Source organism: Thermosynechococcus sp. OHK43 (genome assembly GCF_014466085.1).
Lineage (GTDB): Bacteria > Cyanobacteriota > Cyanobacteriia > Thermosynechococcales > Thermosynechococcaceae > Thermosynechococcus.
In genome coordinates, this window is the sequence record NZ_JACOMP010000264.1 from 1 (window position 1) to 17,311 (window position 17,311).

10 protein-coding genes, 1 tRNA gene and 2 pseudogenes are annotated in these 17,311 nt (G+C 54.4%); 4 read left to right on the forward strand and 9 right to left on the reverse strand.

What is annotated here, in order from left to right:
• Positions 1-361 (reverse strand): annotated as a pseudogene (locus tag H8Q75_RS11415) (GTPase ObgE); the annotation flags it as partial.
• 199 nt (positions 362-560) lie between these two features.
• On the opposite strand from H8Q75_RS11415, the gene H8Q75_RS11420 reads away from it, so the two are divergent.
• Together H8Q75_RS11420 and H8Q75_RS11425 are read left to right on the forward strand one after the other, a co-directional pair.
• Positions 561-1,931 carry an LCP family protein gene (locus H8Q75_RS11420; RefSeq protein ID WP_297041828.1) on the forward strand — a complete coding sequence of 457 codons (1,371 nt, stop codon included), beginning with the start codon at positions 561-563 and terminating at the stop codon, positions 1,929-1,931.
• Positions 1,928-2,824: an ROK family protein gene (locus H8Q75_RS11425; RefSeq protein WP_297041830.1), complete on the forward strand. Its 897-nt coding sequence runs from the start codon at positions 1,928-1,930 to the stop codon at positions 2,822-2,824. Before H8Q75_RS11420 ends, H8Q75_RS11425 begins: the two co-directional genes overlap by 4 nt.
• Positions 2,825-3,420: 596 nt before the next feature.
• On the opposite strand, the gene H8Q75_RS11430 is transcribed toward H8Q75_RS11425, so the two are convergent.
• Together H8Q75_RS11430 and H8Q75_RS11435 are read right to left on the reverse strand one after the other, a co-directional pair.
• A complete protein-coding gene (locus tag H8Q75_RS11430) occupies positions 3,421-4,584 on the reverse strand; it encodes a pyridoxal phosphate-dependent aminotransferase (protein ID WP_024125417.1) in 1,164 nt (387 codons plus the stop codon).
• Positions 4,585-4,688: 104 nt separating this feature from the next.
• Positions 4,689-4,761, reverse strand: a tRNA-Glu gene (locus tag H8Q75_RS11435).
• Between the two features lie 100 nt (positions 4,762-4,861).
• On the opposite strand from H8Q75_RS11435, the gene H8Q75_RS11440 reads away from it, so the two are divergent.
• Positions 4,862-5,710: a glycosyltransferase family A protein gene (locus H8Q75_RS11440; protein ID WP_041429196.1), complete on the forward strand. Its 849-nt coding sequence runs from the start codon at positions 4,862-4,864 to the stop codon at positions 5,708-5,710.
• Here the strand turns inward: H8Q75_RS11440 and H8Q75_RS11445 are convergent.
• Positions 5,707-7,701: an elongation factor G gene (locus tag H8Q75_RS11445; RefSeq protein WP_024125415.1), complete on the reverse strand. Its 1,995-nt coding sequence runs from the start codon at positions 7,699-7,701 to the stop codon at positions 5,707-5,709. The genes H8Q75_RS11440 and H8Q75_RS11445 overlap by 4 nt on opposite strands.
• 254 nt (positions 7,702-7,955) lie before the next feature.
• Here H8Q75_RS11445 and H8Q75_RS11450 point away from each other — a divergent pair, with 254 nt between their 5' ends.
• Positions 7,956-8,957, forward strand: a complete 1,002-nt coding sequence (locus H8Q75_RS11450) for a tetratricopeptide repeat protein (RefSeq protein WP_162147183.1) — start codon at positions 7,956-7,958, stop codon at positions 8,955-8,957.
• A 3-nt stretch (positions 8,958-8,960) separates the two neighbouring features.
• On the opposite strand, the gene hmpF is transcribed toward H8Q75_RS11450, so the two are convergent.
• The 5 genes and pseudogenes from hmpF to H8Q75_RS11475 form a co-directional block, all read right to left on the reverse strand.
• The gene (gene hmpF / locus H8Q75_RS11455) at positions 8,961-10,646 is read right to left on the reverse strand and encodes a pilus motility taxis protein HmpF (RefSeq protein WP_297041836.1); all 1,686 of its coding nucleotides are present in this window, start codon (positions 10,644-10,646) and stop codon (positions 8,961-8,963) included.
• Positions 10,647-10,921: 275 nt separating this feature from the next.
• The gene (locus H8Q75_RS11460) at positions 10,922-12,118 is read right to left on the reverse strand and encodes a homocysteine biosynthesis protein (protein WP_024125412.1); all 1,197 of its coding nucleotides are present in this window, start codon (positions 12,116-12,118) and stop codon (positions 10,922-10,924) included.
• 5 nt (positions 12,119-12,123) lie between these two features.
• A complete protein-coding gene (locus tag H8Q75_RS11465) occupies positions 12,124-12,924 on the reverse strand; it encodes a hypothetical protein (protein ID WP_024125411.1) in 801 nt (266 codons plus the stop codon).
• A gap of 22 nt (positions 12,925-12,946) precedes the next feature.
• Positions 12,947-13,702, reverse strand: a complete 756-nt coding sequence (gene rpaB / locus H8Q75_RS11470; RefSeq protein WP_071823306.1) for a response regulator transcription factor RpaB — start codon at positions 13,700-13,702, stop codon at positions 12,947-12,949.
• A 237-nt stretch (positions 13,703-13,939) separates the two neighbouring features.
• Positions 13,940-17,245, reverse strand: a pseudogene (locus H8Q75_RS11475) (phycobilisome rod-core linker polypeptide); the annotation flags it as partial.
• Positions 17,246-17,311: the final 66 nt, after the last annotated feature.

A 17,311-nucleotide genomic window follows, 5' to 3' on the forward strand; every position in this document is an offset into this window, starting at 1 on the left:
CTCCCTTAGCCACCAGCAGCGTTTGACCGGGGGTAGTCAAGTCTCCCAGCAATTCCCCGGTTTGCGAATCCCAGACCATTGTGCCGCAGGGCACCTCAATCACTAAATCCGCACCACAGGCACCGGTACGGTTATTCGGTCCGCCCCGTTGGCCATTTTCGGCCTTGAAAACATGGGCATAGCGAAAGTCCAGCAGCGTTTGTAAATTGGAGACTGCCTTGAGAATCACCGAGCCACCATTGCCACCATTGCCCCCCGATGGCCCCCCTGCAGGCACATACTTTTCACGGCGAAAGGCAATAATGCCGTCACCCCCTTTGCCGGCTTTGACGTGAATTTCTGCAAGGTCAATAAATTGCATGTTGGCCGCAATCAGTTCCTGATCGGTTGGATATTTGAGTCATATTTGAGTATTGTATGCTGCCAACTTGTTGATAGTTCTTTTTATGAGGACGACATAGACGCCCAAGGATGAAACTCCCTATCGAAGACCCTTGATGAATGTCCTAGGAGAAAAGAGCAACATGGTAGGCTTAAGGGAATTTTAGGGTGGCGAGGCAATGGTGTTTATTCGATGGCAACGCCAACGACAACCGGCTCCGCCTGAAGAAGGGGTCCTATTTTGGCGACTGGTGTTGTGGCTAGGGGTGGCCTTGATCTCCGGCAGCCTAGGGGCACTCTGGGGGCTACTCAGTCAGAGCACACCGCTCATGCAGCGATCACTCAGCAGTCAGGAGTGGCAGGCGTTTCAACGGGGCGATCGCTGGACAGGGGCAAGGCTCCATCAGCCGCTAAATTTATTGCTCATTGGCTCTAAGGTCTTAACTTCCGACTTAGATCACCCCCCCGACCCCAACCTGACCTACCATGCCCTAGTTAATTCCGTTGAGGGGCTATCGGACTCACTTCTACTGGTGCGCTTTGACCCAGTGCAGCAACGTTTAGTGATACTATCAATTCCCCGCGATACGCTGACCTTTATTCCCGGCCGCGGGGATGCCAAAATCAACGAAGCCAATGCCCTTGGGGGACCAGCGTTGGCGGCAGCAACCGTCAGTGAGCTGTTGGGAGATGTGCCCATCGATCGCTATTTGCGCATTAATGTTCAAGGAATCGAGAAACTCATTGACACCCTTGGGGGTGTGACCCTGGATGTGCCCATAGCTATGCGCTATCGCGATGACAGTCAGCACCTCCATATTGATTTGCAAGCCGGACGACAACACCTGAATGGCAATCAAGCCCTGCAATTTCTGCGCTTTCGCTATGATGCCCTTGGCGATATTGGCCGTGTGCAGCGACAACAGATGTTTTTGCGGGCATTGATGGAGCAAACGGCTCGCCCGGAAACCCTTGCCCGTACTCCCCAAATTCTCAGTATTATCCGCGAAAACTTGGATACGAATCTAACAGTTGGAGAACTGATGAGCCTGGGTCAATTCCTTACCAGCTTGCCGCGATCGCGGGTGCAGTTTCTGCTGCTGCCGGGGAACTTTAATGGCAGCACTGATGAAGTGGCAGTGAGCTATTGGTTGCCCAATTACCAACGGATTGCTTGGCTAACGGATCAGTATTTCCGTGACACCCCTACTGCTGATCCGCGCGAGACGGGTTTGACCTCCCCTGCCCAAGTGCAGATTGCTATTCAAAATACTACCCTGCCAGAATCATTAGTCACGCATCTGAGTGAGCAACTGGCAACCGCTGGTTACCCCTATCCCTTGGTAGCGGAGCCATTCCCCCAACCGATTCCGATTACGCGGATCATTGCTCAGCAGGGGGACTTGGCAGCAGCGCGTCGAGTGCAGTTATTACTGGGATTTGGAGAAGTGCGGGTGGAGAGTACGGGTGTGCTAGCATCGGATGTGACGATTCAACTGGGCGACGATGCCCGCGATCGCCTGCAATTGAGACAAACAAAATCTCTGTGAGTGAATCCTACGTTATTGGCGTTGATCTAGGTGGCACTGCCATCAAAATGGGGTGTTTTAGTCCCAAGGGGAATTGTCTCCATTCCCTGGTGTTGCCGACCCCTCAGCCCCCTTTTCCAGAACGGGTGATCAAAGCCATTTTGCAGGGGATGAAAGAACTGGATAGTGAGAATCGGGCGTTGGCGATTGGTATGGGCGTACCGGGACCCGTGGATGCCAGTGGTCGCATTGCCCGCCGTGCCATCAACCTTGACTGGTACGAAGTGCCTATTAGCGATAGCCTGGAACACCAGACGGGCAAACCCACAGTGATTGGTAACGATGCCAACTGTGCCGGCCTGGGGGAAGCATGGCTAGGAGCAGGGAGTCAGTTCAAGGATTTAATTTTGCTCACGTTGGGGACGGGGGTAGGGGGTGCCATTATCTTGAATGGGGAGTTGTTTGTTGGTCGAGATGGCACCGCCGGCGAGTTGGGGCTGATTACCCTCGATTACAACGGGCCTCCCTGCAACAGTGGCAATCGCGGTTCCCTTGAGCAACACGTTTCCGCCCAAGCCCTGCGGCGGCGTTGGGGCTGTGAACCCCATGAGATGGCAGAGCGGGCCAGCAATGGCGATCCTGAGGCGATCGCCCTCTGGCAAACCTATGGCCGCGAATTAGCCGCTGGCATTGCTAGCCTTGTGTATGTGCTCACCCCAGAAGCAGTGATTATTGGTGGGGGGATTAGTGCCGCCAGTGATCTCTTCTTTCCCTCGATGATTGCTGAATTGGAAGAGCGGGTGCTGCCCACCTCCCGCCATAACCTCCACTGTTTGCGAGCAACCCTTGGGAATTACGCAGGCATTGTCGGTGCAGCCAAACTGGCATGGCAACATGTCAAAGCGCATCCCTAAGTAGCCTTACCTAGGATCTTACCTAGGATTAAGTGACACCACTTGGGCAAAGGCTATGACTCCTCCAACCCCTGGGGATAGCTCGCCGCTACTGCTCAATGTCCCCAATGCAACGGTGCTTTGATCAACTCTGCCGCATCCTCCTGAGCTGCGCCTAGAATTGACCAGACTAGTGAATTGATTATTCTGCCACCCACAGGGGGCAAGGGAGTAGCCAAAATTTTGAGCTGATTGTGGAAGTGGGGCTTTGGAACCGGCAAAGGCCAATGGGGCGGCCAACCCTCCCCAGATATCTCTGGGATTGCTAACTCCCCCCTAGCGGGTGTTGATCCGATGGACCTTATCCCAATCTGCCGGATTTTGTTGCTGAGTTGCGATCGCCCTCGGATCCTATTGGATCCTATTGACCGCTGCCGCACCAAAATGCAGGCGTATCGGCCACTGGGGGTGTCCTTAGGAGTGCTGATCAATAGCCAAGACCGCTAAGGAGAACGCTAGCGTCCCCAAGAGGCAGTGGTTGGTTTAGACTCGCCGGAGAGGGTTGATTGCAGCGAGGTGCTGCCGGGGTTGCTGCTAGCGGTGGGGCGGTTGTGGACTTAGAGCCGCTGGACAAATTTTGCTAGTCGGGTCAGGCCTTTTTCAATCGTGGCTAGATCCGTGGCGTAGGAGAGGCGAATGTGATCATCCATGCCAAAGGCTTTACCGGGGACGGCGGCCACTTTTTCCTCCGCCAGCAGGCGATCGCAAAATTCCACGGACCCTATGCCTGTTTCGCCAATATCCACAAACAAATAAAATGCTCCATTGGGTTTAAGACAGCGCAGCCGCGGAATCTCACAAATCCCTGCATACATATAGGCACGGCGCTCGCGAAATGCCGCCACCATCTCAGCCACACAGGTTTGACTGCCTTCTAGGGCCGCAAGGGCACCATACTGGGCAAATGTACACACATTTGAGGTGCTGTGGCTCTGAATTTTGGTTGCCACTTTAATAATCTCCGTTGCCCCTGCTAGGTAGCCCACCCGCCAGCCGGTCATGGCATAGGCCTTGGCAAACCCACTGCAAACAATCGTGCGCTCAAAGGCGGCCCCACTGACTGCGCCAATGCTCAGGTGTTGGGCACCATCGTAGAGAATTTTTTCATAAATTTCATCAGAAACGACCCACAGTTGATGCCGCACAACCACTGCCGCCAGCTCACGAATTTCCTCAGGTGTATAGACCATGCCCGTGGGGTTACTGGGGGAATTGAGGACAAAAAGCCGTGTCCTGGGTGTAATTGCCTCCTCCAGTTGAGCAGGGGTAATCCGATAACCTGTTTCCGGCGTGGTTGCCACAATCACTGGCGTGCCACTGGCTAGATGCACCATTTCCGGATAACTCACCCAGTAGGGGGCAGGAATAATCACCTCATCGCCGGGGTTGATCAGGGCCAGCATCAGGTTAAAGAGGGCCTGCTTGCCGCCATTGGTGACGAGGATGTTTTCCGCACGATAGGGTAGGTGGTTGTCGCTGTTGAGCTTGGTGGCGATCGCCTGCCGCAGAGCCGGTTCCCCTGCCGCCGGACCATAGCGAGTTTTACCTTGATCGAGAGCTGTTTTCACAGCCTCACGAATGTGGGCAGGGGTGTCAAAGTCGGGTTCGCCCGCACTGAAGCTACAGACATCTTCGCCCGCCGCCCGCATTGCTTTGGCCTTGGCATCCATCGCCAACGTTACCGACGGCGTGACCCGCATCACCCGTGTTGCCCAGTCCATCCTTTGTCTCCTGCACTACTTTCCGTATTGTGGCACTTTGGCAGGAGAGCGGCGAATCAAATATCCACCGTTCGTCTTGTTCATGTGAGGTTGCCCGTGTGGGATACCCCCAGGGGAATTCGAATCCCCGTCGCCTCCGTGAAAGGGAGGTGTCCTAGGCCACTAGACGATGGGGGCAAGACTCAGCATTAGTTAATCTAGCGAATACCCTGAGCGTTTGTCAACACCTCGGGCAATTTTTGCATCGAAGCCCCTCCTAGGGAGAAGATCAGGGCGAGTGACTGAGGGACTTGCTGTGGAACTTGCTGGCCTGCGTTCCTTCTCGATTGTGATGCCCGCCTACAATGTGGTGAGCCAGCGGGGAGAAACGATCTTTCGCGAAACCCTTGAGAGCATTGCTGCCAGTTGCCGCTACCTCCAACGGCACTTCCCCTACGCCACTGAGGGGGAATTCATCCTGATTAGCGATGGTTCAACGGATCGCACCTGCGATGTGGCGATGGCAGGATGGCCAAATGCTGTCCCTCTGCAATTGGTGGGCCTACCGACGAATGTTGGGATTGCGGCGGCGCGGAACATTGGGGTGCGCTTAGCCAAAGGTGAGGTGATTTTTTTCTGTGATGCCGATGATTTGTACCGCCCTGAGCACCTGTTTTTAGCTCTATCGGTGTTGAATCAGCCCTTGCCGGCACCCTATGCCCCGGCCTATTTTGGGGCGGTGCGCACGGGGGTCTATTGTCGCGATCGCCTGCATCCCTACTGGCACCAGAGCCTCGAGCAAACCTTGGTGCTGAACCTGGCTGTGCGCCGCGAAGTCCATGAGTTTATTGGCGGCTTTCCAGAGGATGAGGTGTTTCGCCAATTTCGCTATGGGGCTGAGGATGTGGCCTATGCCTATTGGTTGCACCAGTTTTGCCACACTGCCCGCCTCGAGCAGCGGACCGTTGAGTATCGCCGCTTTCCCAATAGTTTCTTTGACCGTCAACTCAAGAAATTCCAAGCCGCTCCCGGCACCGTGGCCGATGACCTTGATGAGGGCGATCGCCAGCGGGAGGCGCAGATTCAGGAGATTATGGCCACACGACTTCAGGAATTGCAGGCCAAGGCGGCTCAAGGAGTGGCCTAGGCGTTTTTGTGGCGCTGGACAATCATCGCGGCCAGTTTCTCCGGTACTTCCTGAAGATGGTCAAATTGCCAATGGAAGCCACCAGTGCCCATGGTCAGCGATCGCAACTCCACCACAAAGTCATGCATTTCCGCTTGCGGTAAATAGGCCTCAATCTGTTCCCAGCCGGGCCAACCCTCCTTACAGCTGTAGCCCAAAACCTGACCGCGCCGCCCTGTTAAAGCCTGCATCACCTTAGCGGTAAAGGCTTGGGGCATCCACACCTGTACCGCCATGATGGGTTCTAGGAGTTGCGGTTCACACTGGGGAATTCCCGCTTGCATAGCAAGGCGGGCTGCTTGGCGAAAGGCTTGCTCAGAGCTATCCACAGAGTGGTAAGAGCCATTGGTGAGGGTAACAGCCACATCCACAATCGGAAAGCCCAAGGGGCCTTGGTTCAGGAATTCGCGCACCCCCTGCTCAACACCGGGGATATATTGCTTGGGAACAACGCCACCGACAATGGTTTCACTAAATTGGAAGCCGCTGCCGCGCTCTAGGGGAGCGATATCGAGGTATACATCCCCAAATTGGCCGTGGCCACCGGTTTGATGTTTATAGCGGCCATGGCTATTTTTGATACTACGGCGAATGGTTTCCCTGTAGGGGACTTGGGGTAGATGGGTTTGCATCGGTAGGTTATATTTGCGACGCAGGCGATCGAGGGCAATCTGCAAGTGAATTTCACCCTGTCCCCAGAGAATCATTTCATGGGTATCGCCATGCTGTTCCCAATGCAGCGCCGGGTCTTCCTCAAGGAGTTTTTGCAGCGCGCCAGTGAGCTTCACCTCGTCACTCCGTTTACTGGGAGTCATGGCCAGGGCATAGACCGGTTCCAGTTGTGGTGCACAGGGCAAAGGGGGTACCTGACCACTGCCACTGAGGGTCTCACCTGTACGAATGCCCTCCAGCCGTGCCAATAGGACAACCTCACCCGCCGTTGCTTGCCCCAAGGATTCTAATTGCGTGCCCTGGGCACGGTAGATGCCCCCCACGCGCACCCCATTCAAGCTCATGCCATCGGTCAAGGTGCCCTGCCAGACCCGCACAAGGGAGAGTTTGCCACCTCCTTGGGGTACATAGAACGTCTTGAGCACTTGGGCGAGAGGCTCCTCACCGTTGATCTGGCGATGGGCAGCGGTTGCTGTGGCATCGGGTGCTTCGCGATCGAGGGCTGCCAATAGGGGGCGCACACCATCGTCCGTTTGGGCACTGCCAAAAAAGACGGGCACAATTAAGTCGGCTCCCAACTCCCAGCGCAAATCCGCCATGATTTCACTTTCCGGTGGTGCAATATCCTCCAGGAGTTCTTCGAGGAGGTGATCATCGTAGTTGGCCAGCGCCTCTAGGAGCTCTGCCCGCGCCGCCTGTTCGACGGCTTGTAATTCCGAAGGAAAGGGGACTAAATCCGCCGCCGCCCCCGCATGGTAGTGATAGGCCTGCTCCGTCACCAAGTCAATGTAGCCCAAGAGGTCATCCCCCTGCCAAATGGGGTACTGGTGGGGCACAAGGGGACGGCTGGACACTTGGCGATAGGCGGCTAGAATCTCCATGTAGGGATCATGGGCACGCTCCATCTTGTTGACAAAAAGGATATGGGGAATTTGCCAGTCATCGAGGAATTTGAATAGGGGGGTTAGGGTAAAGGCGCGATCGCTCAGGGGTTCACAGACCACGATCGCCATGTCCACACCCACAAGGGCATTGAGGGTTTCTTGGAGCAATTCCACTGAGCCGGGACAGTCGAGAAGGGTGAGGTCTAGCTCCCCGTACTGGGTATGGACAACATTCAGTTCCACGCCCATCTGGCGATCGCGCGCCTCAGGACTGGTATCCAGAAGACTACTGGCTTTCCCGTTGGTGGCGCGGGTAAGGCGCAAAATACTTTCTGCAAGGGTCGTTTTGCCACTGTTGTAGTTGCCCACAAGGGCAATGTTGCATCGTCTCGCCATCGGACACCTACCTTACTAATTCCCTTACTAATTGGCCTGATTTGCCATGGGGGTCAAAATTGTCCAGAATAGACCCTTAGTTTGCTTTAACTAGATCTCTTAACCCTTGGCGATCGCCCTTGGCGGAATTTGCAGTATCTCTTAAGGGAGCTGTAAACAACCGTTAAGTTGGGGTTAACGTTTGCGAGGAGGACTCACTCACAATGCGCTTCAATTCCCTTTTGTGGGCTAGTATTGCCAGTCTTAGCCTTTGGATGGCATCGCCAGTCCACGCCAATAGCCAAGTGAGCCGGCTGATGCAGGAAGGGCAGCGGCTAGTGGAAGGAGGAAACTATGCCCAAGCCTTGGCCATTTATCAGCAACTGCTCCAGAGTGAGAGCCGTAATCCTCGCCTGCATTCTGCCATTGGCTACATCTATGCCCAGCAGGGACAATTTGCCGAGGCTGCCCGTGCTTACCAACGCGCGATTGAGCTGGATCAACAAAACGCTGATTTTTACTATGCCCTGGGCTACAGTCTGGGGATGATGGGGGAAAACGACGGTGCTGCTGCCGCCTACCGCCAAGCCATCCGCCTGAATAACCGTAATGCTCAAGCCTATGAAGGACTGGCGGTAATTCTCGCCCGCATGGGGGATCCCCAAGGCGCCATACAAGCCTACCGCGCCGCCCTCCGTCTTGCTCCCCGCAATTGGTCAGCTCAAAAGGGATTAGGGGTTTTGCTGCTCCAACAACGCAATATTCCTGAAGCCCTCAGTAGCCTGCAACAGGCGGCAGCCCTTGCCCCCGGCAATGCCTCAATTCAACTCAATTTAGGAATGGCACTCCTTGCGGCCGGCGATCCTGGCAATGGCTGGCAGGCAATTGACCGCGCCGCTAACTTGGGTCAGCGGGATGCAGATCTGCTACAACAGGTGGCCGAACTGGCTGCGGCAGCGAATCAACCCGAGCGAGCGATTCAAGCCTACCGCCGCCTGATTACCCTGCAACCCGAACGGGTCGCCACTTACTTCAGTTTTGGTGAGCTGTTAATGCAGCAAAATAATCCCCTGGAAGCGGCGGCGATTTATCGTCAAGCCACGCAGATCAACCCCAAGGATCCCGAAGGATTTTACCGCTTGGGGAAAGCCTTGGCAGCCCAAGGGCGGCAGCAGGAGGCCCGCAGTGCCTATCAAGTAGCTTTGAAGCTGTACCGTGAGCAAAATAACCCCACAGGGGAAACCAAAGTCCGAGATGCAATGCGGCAGCGGCACTAGGGGCTAAGCCCCCTGCCCCAGATTCATAACCACCTGCTGCAAGTCAGAAATGAGGGCACTGGGGCGGCCATTGAGGATATTTTGGTTGAGTCCCTCTAAGCTTTGGCGCAGGTGATTGAGACGATCTTGAACGGGTTGTAAAATTTCCCGCAGCAGATTTGCCTGCCCCCGTTTGGCGGCGAGTAAACGTTGTTCTTCAATCAGTGCCTGTTCTTCTTGGCTCAGTTGATCTTTTTGCTGCTGTTGCAGCTTGCGGCGCTCTTCGAGGTCGTGGCGCAAACTTTCGAGATCGGTATAGGCCTGCTGCAATTCCTCTGCGAGTTGATTGACGGCCACACTGTAGTCCTGAAACTGGTGTTCAAGTTCACTGAGAATGGGAATGAGGCTAATGCCCTGCTGCGAGGCCGGATCTTTGCGGGCCTCTAACACTTGCTTGTAAATTTTGTAGATCGCTTCTTTTTCACGAATATTTTGCCGTTGTCCCTCAAGGGCCTGATTGAGCAGATTACAGCGCTGGCGCTCATCCTCTAGTTCCCCCGCCAGTTGCAGGCGATCGAAGTCACTGGCTTCTTTAATTTTTTGCTCCAGTTCTGCTAGGGACTCCAGAGCCATTTTTAGCTCTTCTTCTTGATCGTTGACAAAGGCAGAAGCACGCTTGAGGTCATTGCCTCGGTTGGCCACTTCTTTTTCGAGTTCCTCCATGGGCATTTTCATCAGGGCATTCACATCCACTGCCTCTGTGAGATCACTGACCATGGCTTGGCGCATTTGCTGGATCATTTCCTCCTGTTGAGCAAGGAGGTGGCGTTCTTTTTCAAGAACGGACTGTTTGTAGCGGCAGAGTTCCTCCTGTAGGGCGATCGCCCGACTGTCTTGCCAAAATTGTTCTTGAGCGGTGCGCCAGGTCTCCTCCTTTGCATGGAAAGCTTGAAGTTGCTGCTCTAGGGTGGCTTGCCGCTGGCTCACTTCCTGCTCTAGTTGCTCCAGTTGCTGCCAGTATTGGCTCAGCAAGGCCTGCTGCTGGTCTAAAATTTGGAAACATTCGGCGATTTGGGAACCCCCACCACTGCTGAGGGTCTCTGCCAACTGCTGCACAATCGAGTCCACTTGGCGAATTTGTTCCGGGGATAGGCCATTGCTGTGGCTTGATCTGAGTTGTTCCCAGCGCTGCTGCTCTTGATGGACTTGGTGGCGTAAATTTTCAAGGGCTTGGCGTTCCGCTTGAATCCGCTCTTCCTCTGCGGTCAATTCCTCCCGTAGTTTGTTGAGTTGTGCCAGCTGCTCTTCAGCGCCAGCCAGTTGTGCCTCTAGTTCCTGGAGTTCTTCTTTGCGCTGCTCAAATTCCTGTTCCCGTTGATTAAGCGCTTCCGCCTGATATAGGAGGGATTGCTTCCAGCCTTCAATTTCTTCCTCTTGACTTTGGAAACGCTCCCGCATCCGTGTAAAGCCGTGCAAAATACCCGTGAGGCGGCGAGCCGCTTCATCTACGTTTTGAATTTGGCGGTTAGCGGCCATTTCCACAAAGACCAGCACGCCATTGCCGTAGTCGCGACTATTGTCAAAGGGAATCGTTTCTTCGTTTTGGGGGACAGGGTGCCAGTAGCCCGACTGCTCACGCATCAATAATTTCAACTCGGATCTCGTCCCCATAAAACCCGTTTTTTTAATCACTTCGGCGAGATACTGCACAGCCTTTGACCTCTACCCTAATGCTGAGACTGACACACAACTAGAACATGCAACAACCGTAAGAATACGTATGATGGATTTGAGCTGATGAAGGATGCAACTTTTGGGTTGTCCGCGATCGCTGGAATCCAGAGCCCTATATCTTTATTTTATTAAACACCGCTCCGTAAGAGTTTATCAGTAGTCTGAATCACGTAGGTCAGGCACTGCAGAATTCCAAGGCCAAGGCGGTTGAACTATTTGTCAGTATAGCGAAAGGAGGGTTGCCACCCTCACTAATCCTCACTGACAGCGGGCATCCAAGGTTGTTGCGGTAAAAAGGCGCGATCGCGCGGCAGAGGGGCAATGGGTTCTGTCAGGGTAAAACGACCACTGTAAATCCAATCCTTGAGGACTTCGGCAATGCGTTGACTCAAGTAGAGGCTGGTCAGGGGAGCAGTGCGCACGGTTTTGCCTTCAATTTTGATGCTGCCGGACTTGAGTTGGGCATAGTTGACCAGGCCGAAGGTGGGACGTACCCGGCGAGGAATTGAAAAATCAATAATCGGTGCCACTACGTCCTCATCGCGAATGGCACAGCGGGCAATGACCTCTTGATCCAACACCGGCAGGGGAACTCCCACCCCCAGCATCAGAGAGGCCCCATAGTGCTTGAAATAGCAACCGCGCACCCAAAAGGGATCCATTTGCTTGGCATCACCAATGAGGGCAAGGGTTGCGGCTGGACCAATGGGGGTGTCGTTGGCCAGGCGTTTTTGCAACGGAAAGTGTTGGGTGCCTTCCCAGGCCACATAACCAATGCCACCACCGAGGAAAATGCGCGTGCCAATCCCCACCAATCGCAAGTAGGGATCATTCAACAGAGGTGAGAGGGCACCGCCACAGGCATAAACGGCATTCCCCAATTGCGGTTGCAGTGGACCCAGATAGGTATAGAGGGGGCGATCGCCCCCATTCACACCCACAATAAAATTTTGATACAGATTGCGGGGATTATAGAGATAGAACTGGTTGATGGTGTCTTTGCTAATCACCGTTTCTAAACTGGCGCGGGGATAACAATCCGTAACACAGCCCACCGCCCGTAGGGGAATGGCTTTACCCGCAATCAAATCGGCAATGACATGGCCACCCCCCCGTTCCCGCAGACTGTCGGCTTCTCCTGCTTCAGAGTTGGGATCCAGCGATTGGGCCGCCCCAAGGTACAGATCCACAGCGCCAAAACCACTGTAGGCGGGAATGCCATCAAGCCAGCACTGCCGCAGTTTAATGGGCGGATCTGTCGGTCCCAAGTTAATGATCGCCCCGGAGGACTCCATAGGTTCAAACGTACCCGTCGTAATCACATCCACTTGGCGGGTTGCTTCGGCAATGCTCAGGCTTTCAAGACGGGCTTTGAGTTCTGCCAATGTCCAAACCGTGGCTTTGCCTGCTGTAATCTTTTCATTAATTTCGGCAATAGTCCGTTCCACAGGGGTTACCGCAGATCTTCAGGATGGCGAATTTGCCAAGTACCATCGGGGAGCCGTGAGACTTTGCCCCCTAGGCGCTCAATATTTTCTATGGCTGTTTGTCGCGAGCGATCGCTGACAGCATTGACCAATGCCCAAATCCAGGCATTGATCTGGGCCATGCGACTGTCGGGATCTCGCCGTAGGGTTTGTGCCAACGAGCGATAATACCCTGCTGCAGCACGTACCTGTGGCTCTGGATTCAGTTCTGCCCAAGCCGCCGCGCGATCGTAGGACTCCGCTGCCGCTCGGCCGTTGCCCAAAAAGAGCAATTCATCCATAGCCCGAAACACCCATGCCAAGTAGGCCGTTGGTTGATAGGCGGGATCCATAGCAGCCAGCCCCCGATCCATCAAAGCCACAGCGGTTTGTGGCTGTCCTGCATACACCGTAATTGCCGTCGAGAGGTAGGGATAGGTTTGGGCAAAGCCGGGATCCTTGGCAATAATCACCTCAAAGAAAGCAGGTACGTCGTCGTAACCCGTGACTTGGCGGGCAGCAGAATCCCCAAAAAACTGCAGAAATTGCAAAAATGCCCAATCGGCAACTAAATTGTCAAACCCAAAGGAAGGTAACTTTGCCAAAAGCTGCATTTGAGTAATGGTTTGAGCATTCTGGCGCTCATATTCGGCATCGGTGAATTGTTCGCCCGTTTGAGCTTGTAATTGACGCAGGGCATCCTGCTGCATAAAGGCAACAATGCCTAGAGCCACAGCCGTCAGACCTAGACCCACCACCTCTGACCAGCGCCAGCGTTTTTGATTCATGGCTCACCCTCAAGCCAAGCAGCTATTGATTTTTGTTGCTTGCTTCTCCCGGTTCAGTAATGCGCTGAAAGAGATACCCTGTGCCCCGTGCGGTCAAGATTAATTCTGGATTACTGGGGTCTTCCTCTAATTTAGCCCGCAAGCGGGAAATGTGGACATCCACCACCCGTGTATCCACATGGCGTTCGGGGGTGTACCCCCACACTTGCTCCAGAATTTCTGCGCGGGAGAAAGGCTCGCCCGAGCGTCCTACCAGCAATTCCAAGAGCATAAATTCCATGCCCGTGAGACGAATGCGCTCATCCCCCTTGTAGACCTGCCGCTTATTGGTGTCAATGCGAATATTGCCCACCTGAATCACCCCGGAGCTAGGGATGCCAGAGGTATTGGTCTTCTCAATGCGTCGCAGTACCGAGCGAATGCGGGCTTCCAACTCCTTGGGGGAAAAGGGCTTGACCACATAATCATCGGCCCCCAGTTCTAGCCCCGTAATGCGATCAGCAACATCGCCAAGGGCAGTGAGCATAATAATCGGGACATCCGATTCCTTGCGCAGTTCTTGACAGACGCCATAGCCATCTAGTTTCGGCATCATCACATCAAGCACCACTAAATCTGGCTGCTCCTGCCGAAAGGTGGTCAGGGCTTCCTCGCCATCGGCAGCAGTGACGACGGTATAGCCAATCATTGACAGCCGAGTTTCTAAGATGCGACGAATACTCGCTTCATCGTCAACAACGAGTATCTTTTCTTTGTGGGTCTCCAAAGTAACGGACACTCCTACTCAATGGGGACAGCAATGGATAGAAATTAAAATGTGAATTTTTTGTACTCTATCATTTTTTTACTGGTTATAGAAAGACTGCCAACCCTTACCAGGAGGGGATTTTGCGGGTTTTTCAGAATTGGAAATCTTTAAGATATTTTAACGTGGTCTTGTCGCGCAAAAAAGCGGACACCCCTACAGGAGCATCCGCTAGTGGATTGATTCACAAGTGGTTAGTGGCAGCGTACCCTAGTCGCGATGACTGGGCTGAATCCCCACCAATGAGGGCGAGAGGCTCGACCAGGATTGCTTCACCAAGTCGGCATCGGCTTTGACACTGCCAATGTAGTTGCCCGCTGGCAGCGTCGGGAAGCGTTTGTAGGGCACGACATCTTCGCCAAAGTAGCGGCTGTACTCAGGGCTATTTACCATCGTTTCGACAGCAGCCTTGAGGCCTTGATCCGCCAAGATTTTGTTGTATTGGCGAATTTCCGCTTGGGTGGCTGGGGCGCGACCAAGGAGGTGACGGAAGAGGAACTCAATCACCTTGGTGTTGGGATAGGGGGTGTAGAAGCGGTTGCGATAGATCTCCGAGCTGGCCAGTGTACGCACAAACTCGCGGACGGTAATTTCACCATTGCGCAGGCGGCTTTCCAGATCAGGGCGCCGGAACTGGCTCGGCACTTGGCCACTAAAGACATCCATCACTTGGCAGTAGATGGCATTGATGACCAGCTCCACTTCAGCACTAGGGGCACCCACGGTCATGCGGAAAATACGAGCGGGACGGCGACGGGTGGTACCGACCCCCACTTCCACCGATTGACCATCGCCATTGCGGAAGGAGCGTCCCAATTCGATAAAGCGGGGCTTGCTGGGATCCGCTTGACGGGCTTTAGCTTCTTGCTCGGCGATCGCCCGACTAAGGAGCGGCAGCTTCGTGTTATCGAGGCGAGGTTTGACCGGCGCGAAGCTGGGCACGACAATCGCATCACTTTGCTTCGTGAGTTGATTGTGCAGTTTCTCAGTGTTGGGGAAGTTGGCCGCTGGCAAGGTGGGGAAGCGACGATAGGGCACCGTATCTTCACCAAAGGCTTCAGCGTATTCAGCACTACTGACGAGGGCTTGGACAAAGGCCTTTAAGCCCTGGGTGGCAAGAATTTGGTTGTAGCGGCGAATTTCCGCTTGATCAACGGGTGCCCGCCCCAAGAAATGTTTGGTACCCAGTTCAATGACTTTGGTGTTGGGGTAAGGGGTGTAGAACTCCTTCTGATAGAGTTCAGAGCAACCCAAGGCTTCGATGAACTCCTTGAGGGTGATCTCGCCGTTGCTGAGCTTGGATTCAAGGGCGGTAAACTCATCGCGAACAATGTAGGGGGCAACATCCCGCTCAAAAACCTGACGATAGGCCGCCTGAATCACCAGTTGCAGATTTTGCTTGTCGTTGAGATCCGTGAGCTTGAAGACCTTGGTCTGCTCGCGGCGCTTGCTCACCCCTTGATTGGCACGGAACTGAATCGCTGGCTCAGTGCGCAGTTCGGTGACCGCCCCCAGTTCGACAAAGCGAGGTGTTTCTTCTTTTTCAGGGGGTACGCCAGTTTCGCCAATTGTCCCCACCCGTAGCGATCGCAGAGCCAGACCCTGGGGCGTAATGTAGCGCTCGTAGGGAACCGTATCTTCACCAAAGGCTTCGCTGTACTCTTGGCTGTCAATGATGGCATCCACCAAGCCATAGAGACCTTTCTTCGAGGCAATGTCAAAGTAGGCATTCATCTCTTGGCGACCATAGGTGGGACGACCCAAGAGGCGACGGTGAATATATTCAATCGCCTTCGTGACGTACAGTGGTGTCCAGTAGAGGCTGCGGAAGAGGTTTGACTTGGCCAAAATCCGCACAAACTCACGGACAGAGATTTCACCGTTCTCCAGTTTGATCTCAGCGACTTTTTGGCGCTGCCCTTCATAGACATCACGGCCAAAAACTTGGAGATAAGCGGCACGAATCACTCGCTGGGTCGAACTTTCAGCAAATTTGACACTGTCGCCGCCCGTGGCGATGGAGCGCTTGCCAATGCGGGCATTGATGCTGGGAAGCTGATCCAGCTTGAAGACCTTTGGCCCTAGGGTACCGGGGGTGACACCACGGGCTGCTGGATTGCTCACCTGATTGTTGATCCCTGGCCCGCGCGCAATGAGAATGCGGCGGGTGTCTTTGTTGAAGGGTTGAGGGCGAGTCCTGGGGTTTTTCTTTTCTTTTGGGAAGATGGCGCCAAACTGAATTTCCAGGGGATCGTTGCCGGACCCATAGGGGTGTTGATCTGGCAGGGGCTGATCTTGGGTAGCAAAGGTAGTGATGAATTGGGGAACTTTGCGGAAGGGAGCACTGTACTTGAAGAGATCCTGTTGGGCACCCCAGTTGCGACACTCTTGGGCCTCTTGACCCAGACCCCGCAGATAGGGCACCGTTTCTTCGCCAAAGTAGTCGCTGTATTCCTTGGAATCCACAAGGGCATCCACCAAGGCAGGGAGACCCCCCTTGGAAATAATGGCAAAGTAGGTTTGCACTTCCTCGCGGCTAGAGGGCCCACGACCCAAAATGTGGCGGAAGGCGAGTTCTAGGGCACGGCTGTTGATATAGGGTTCGTAGAAGTTTTTGCGGTAGAGAGGCGATTTGGCCAGTTGGCGGATGAACTCCTTCATGGAGATGGAGCCATTTTTCACCTTCGATTCCAAGTCGGAGATACCCAAACCGTAGGCCCGGGAGATGTCGCGCTCAAAGATTTGCCGATAGGCGGCCTTAACTACTTCGTTCTTCTCGGCAGCGGATAGCCCTGGCTTCATCACAAATTTGGGACGACGCTCGGCGGCATTGAAGTAAATCTGTGGCAGCTGCAGACCTTGTAGATCGGTGGAGTTGCGCTGCCGCACCTTATCGGAGGGGGCGGGGGCAATAAATTCGTTGATCAGAACGTCAAAGTAGGTTTCGACAATGCCCTTGGCTTCGGCGTCTTTTTCAAAATAGCTGAGAGCTGCCCGCCGCATTTCCTGCAGGGCAGCAATCGTGGCATCACTGGAGCAAGCAGCCTCAATGATTTCCCGCAAGCCGCGGGTATTCACCGCCAGAATGTTGGGATCACCGGCCACAATGGCGTAGGTGGTATAGCGCAGGAACCAATCCAAGTCCCGCAGGGATTTTTCCATGCGCGCTGGGCCATAGCGGGCAATGTTGATCGGCTTGAAGCCCACGGGCGCACCGCCACTGGACGCACTAAAGATGGAGCGCAATCCCTCTAGGAACCCACCACGGGTGTCCACATAGGTTGCGGTTCCCAGCTTCATGGCTTCTTTCATGTCAATGGCTTCGCCCCTTGCCCCAGTGGTGAATTGGGGGGCTTCTTCAGTTTGGGGACGGGAGAGAAAGGCCATGGGGGAACCACCGACAAAGATGCGGTTGGCAGCACGGGAAACAATGATGTCGGCGTTGCGGGTGAGGGTGGTGGCAATTTCAAGGCGTTTTGCCCCGGAGCGCAGATAAACAGCGAGTTCAGCCAGTTCACGCCAATTCTACAAAAGACAGTGGCGCTCAATCGCGAAATGGCTGAGGCCATCGGCTATAGCGAA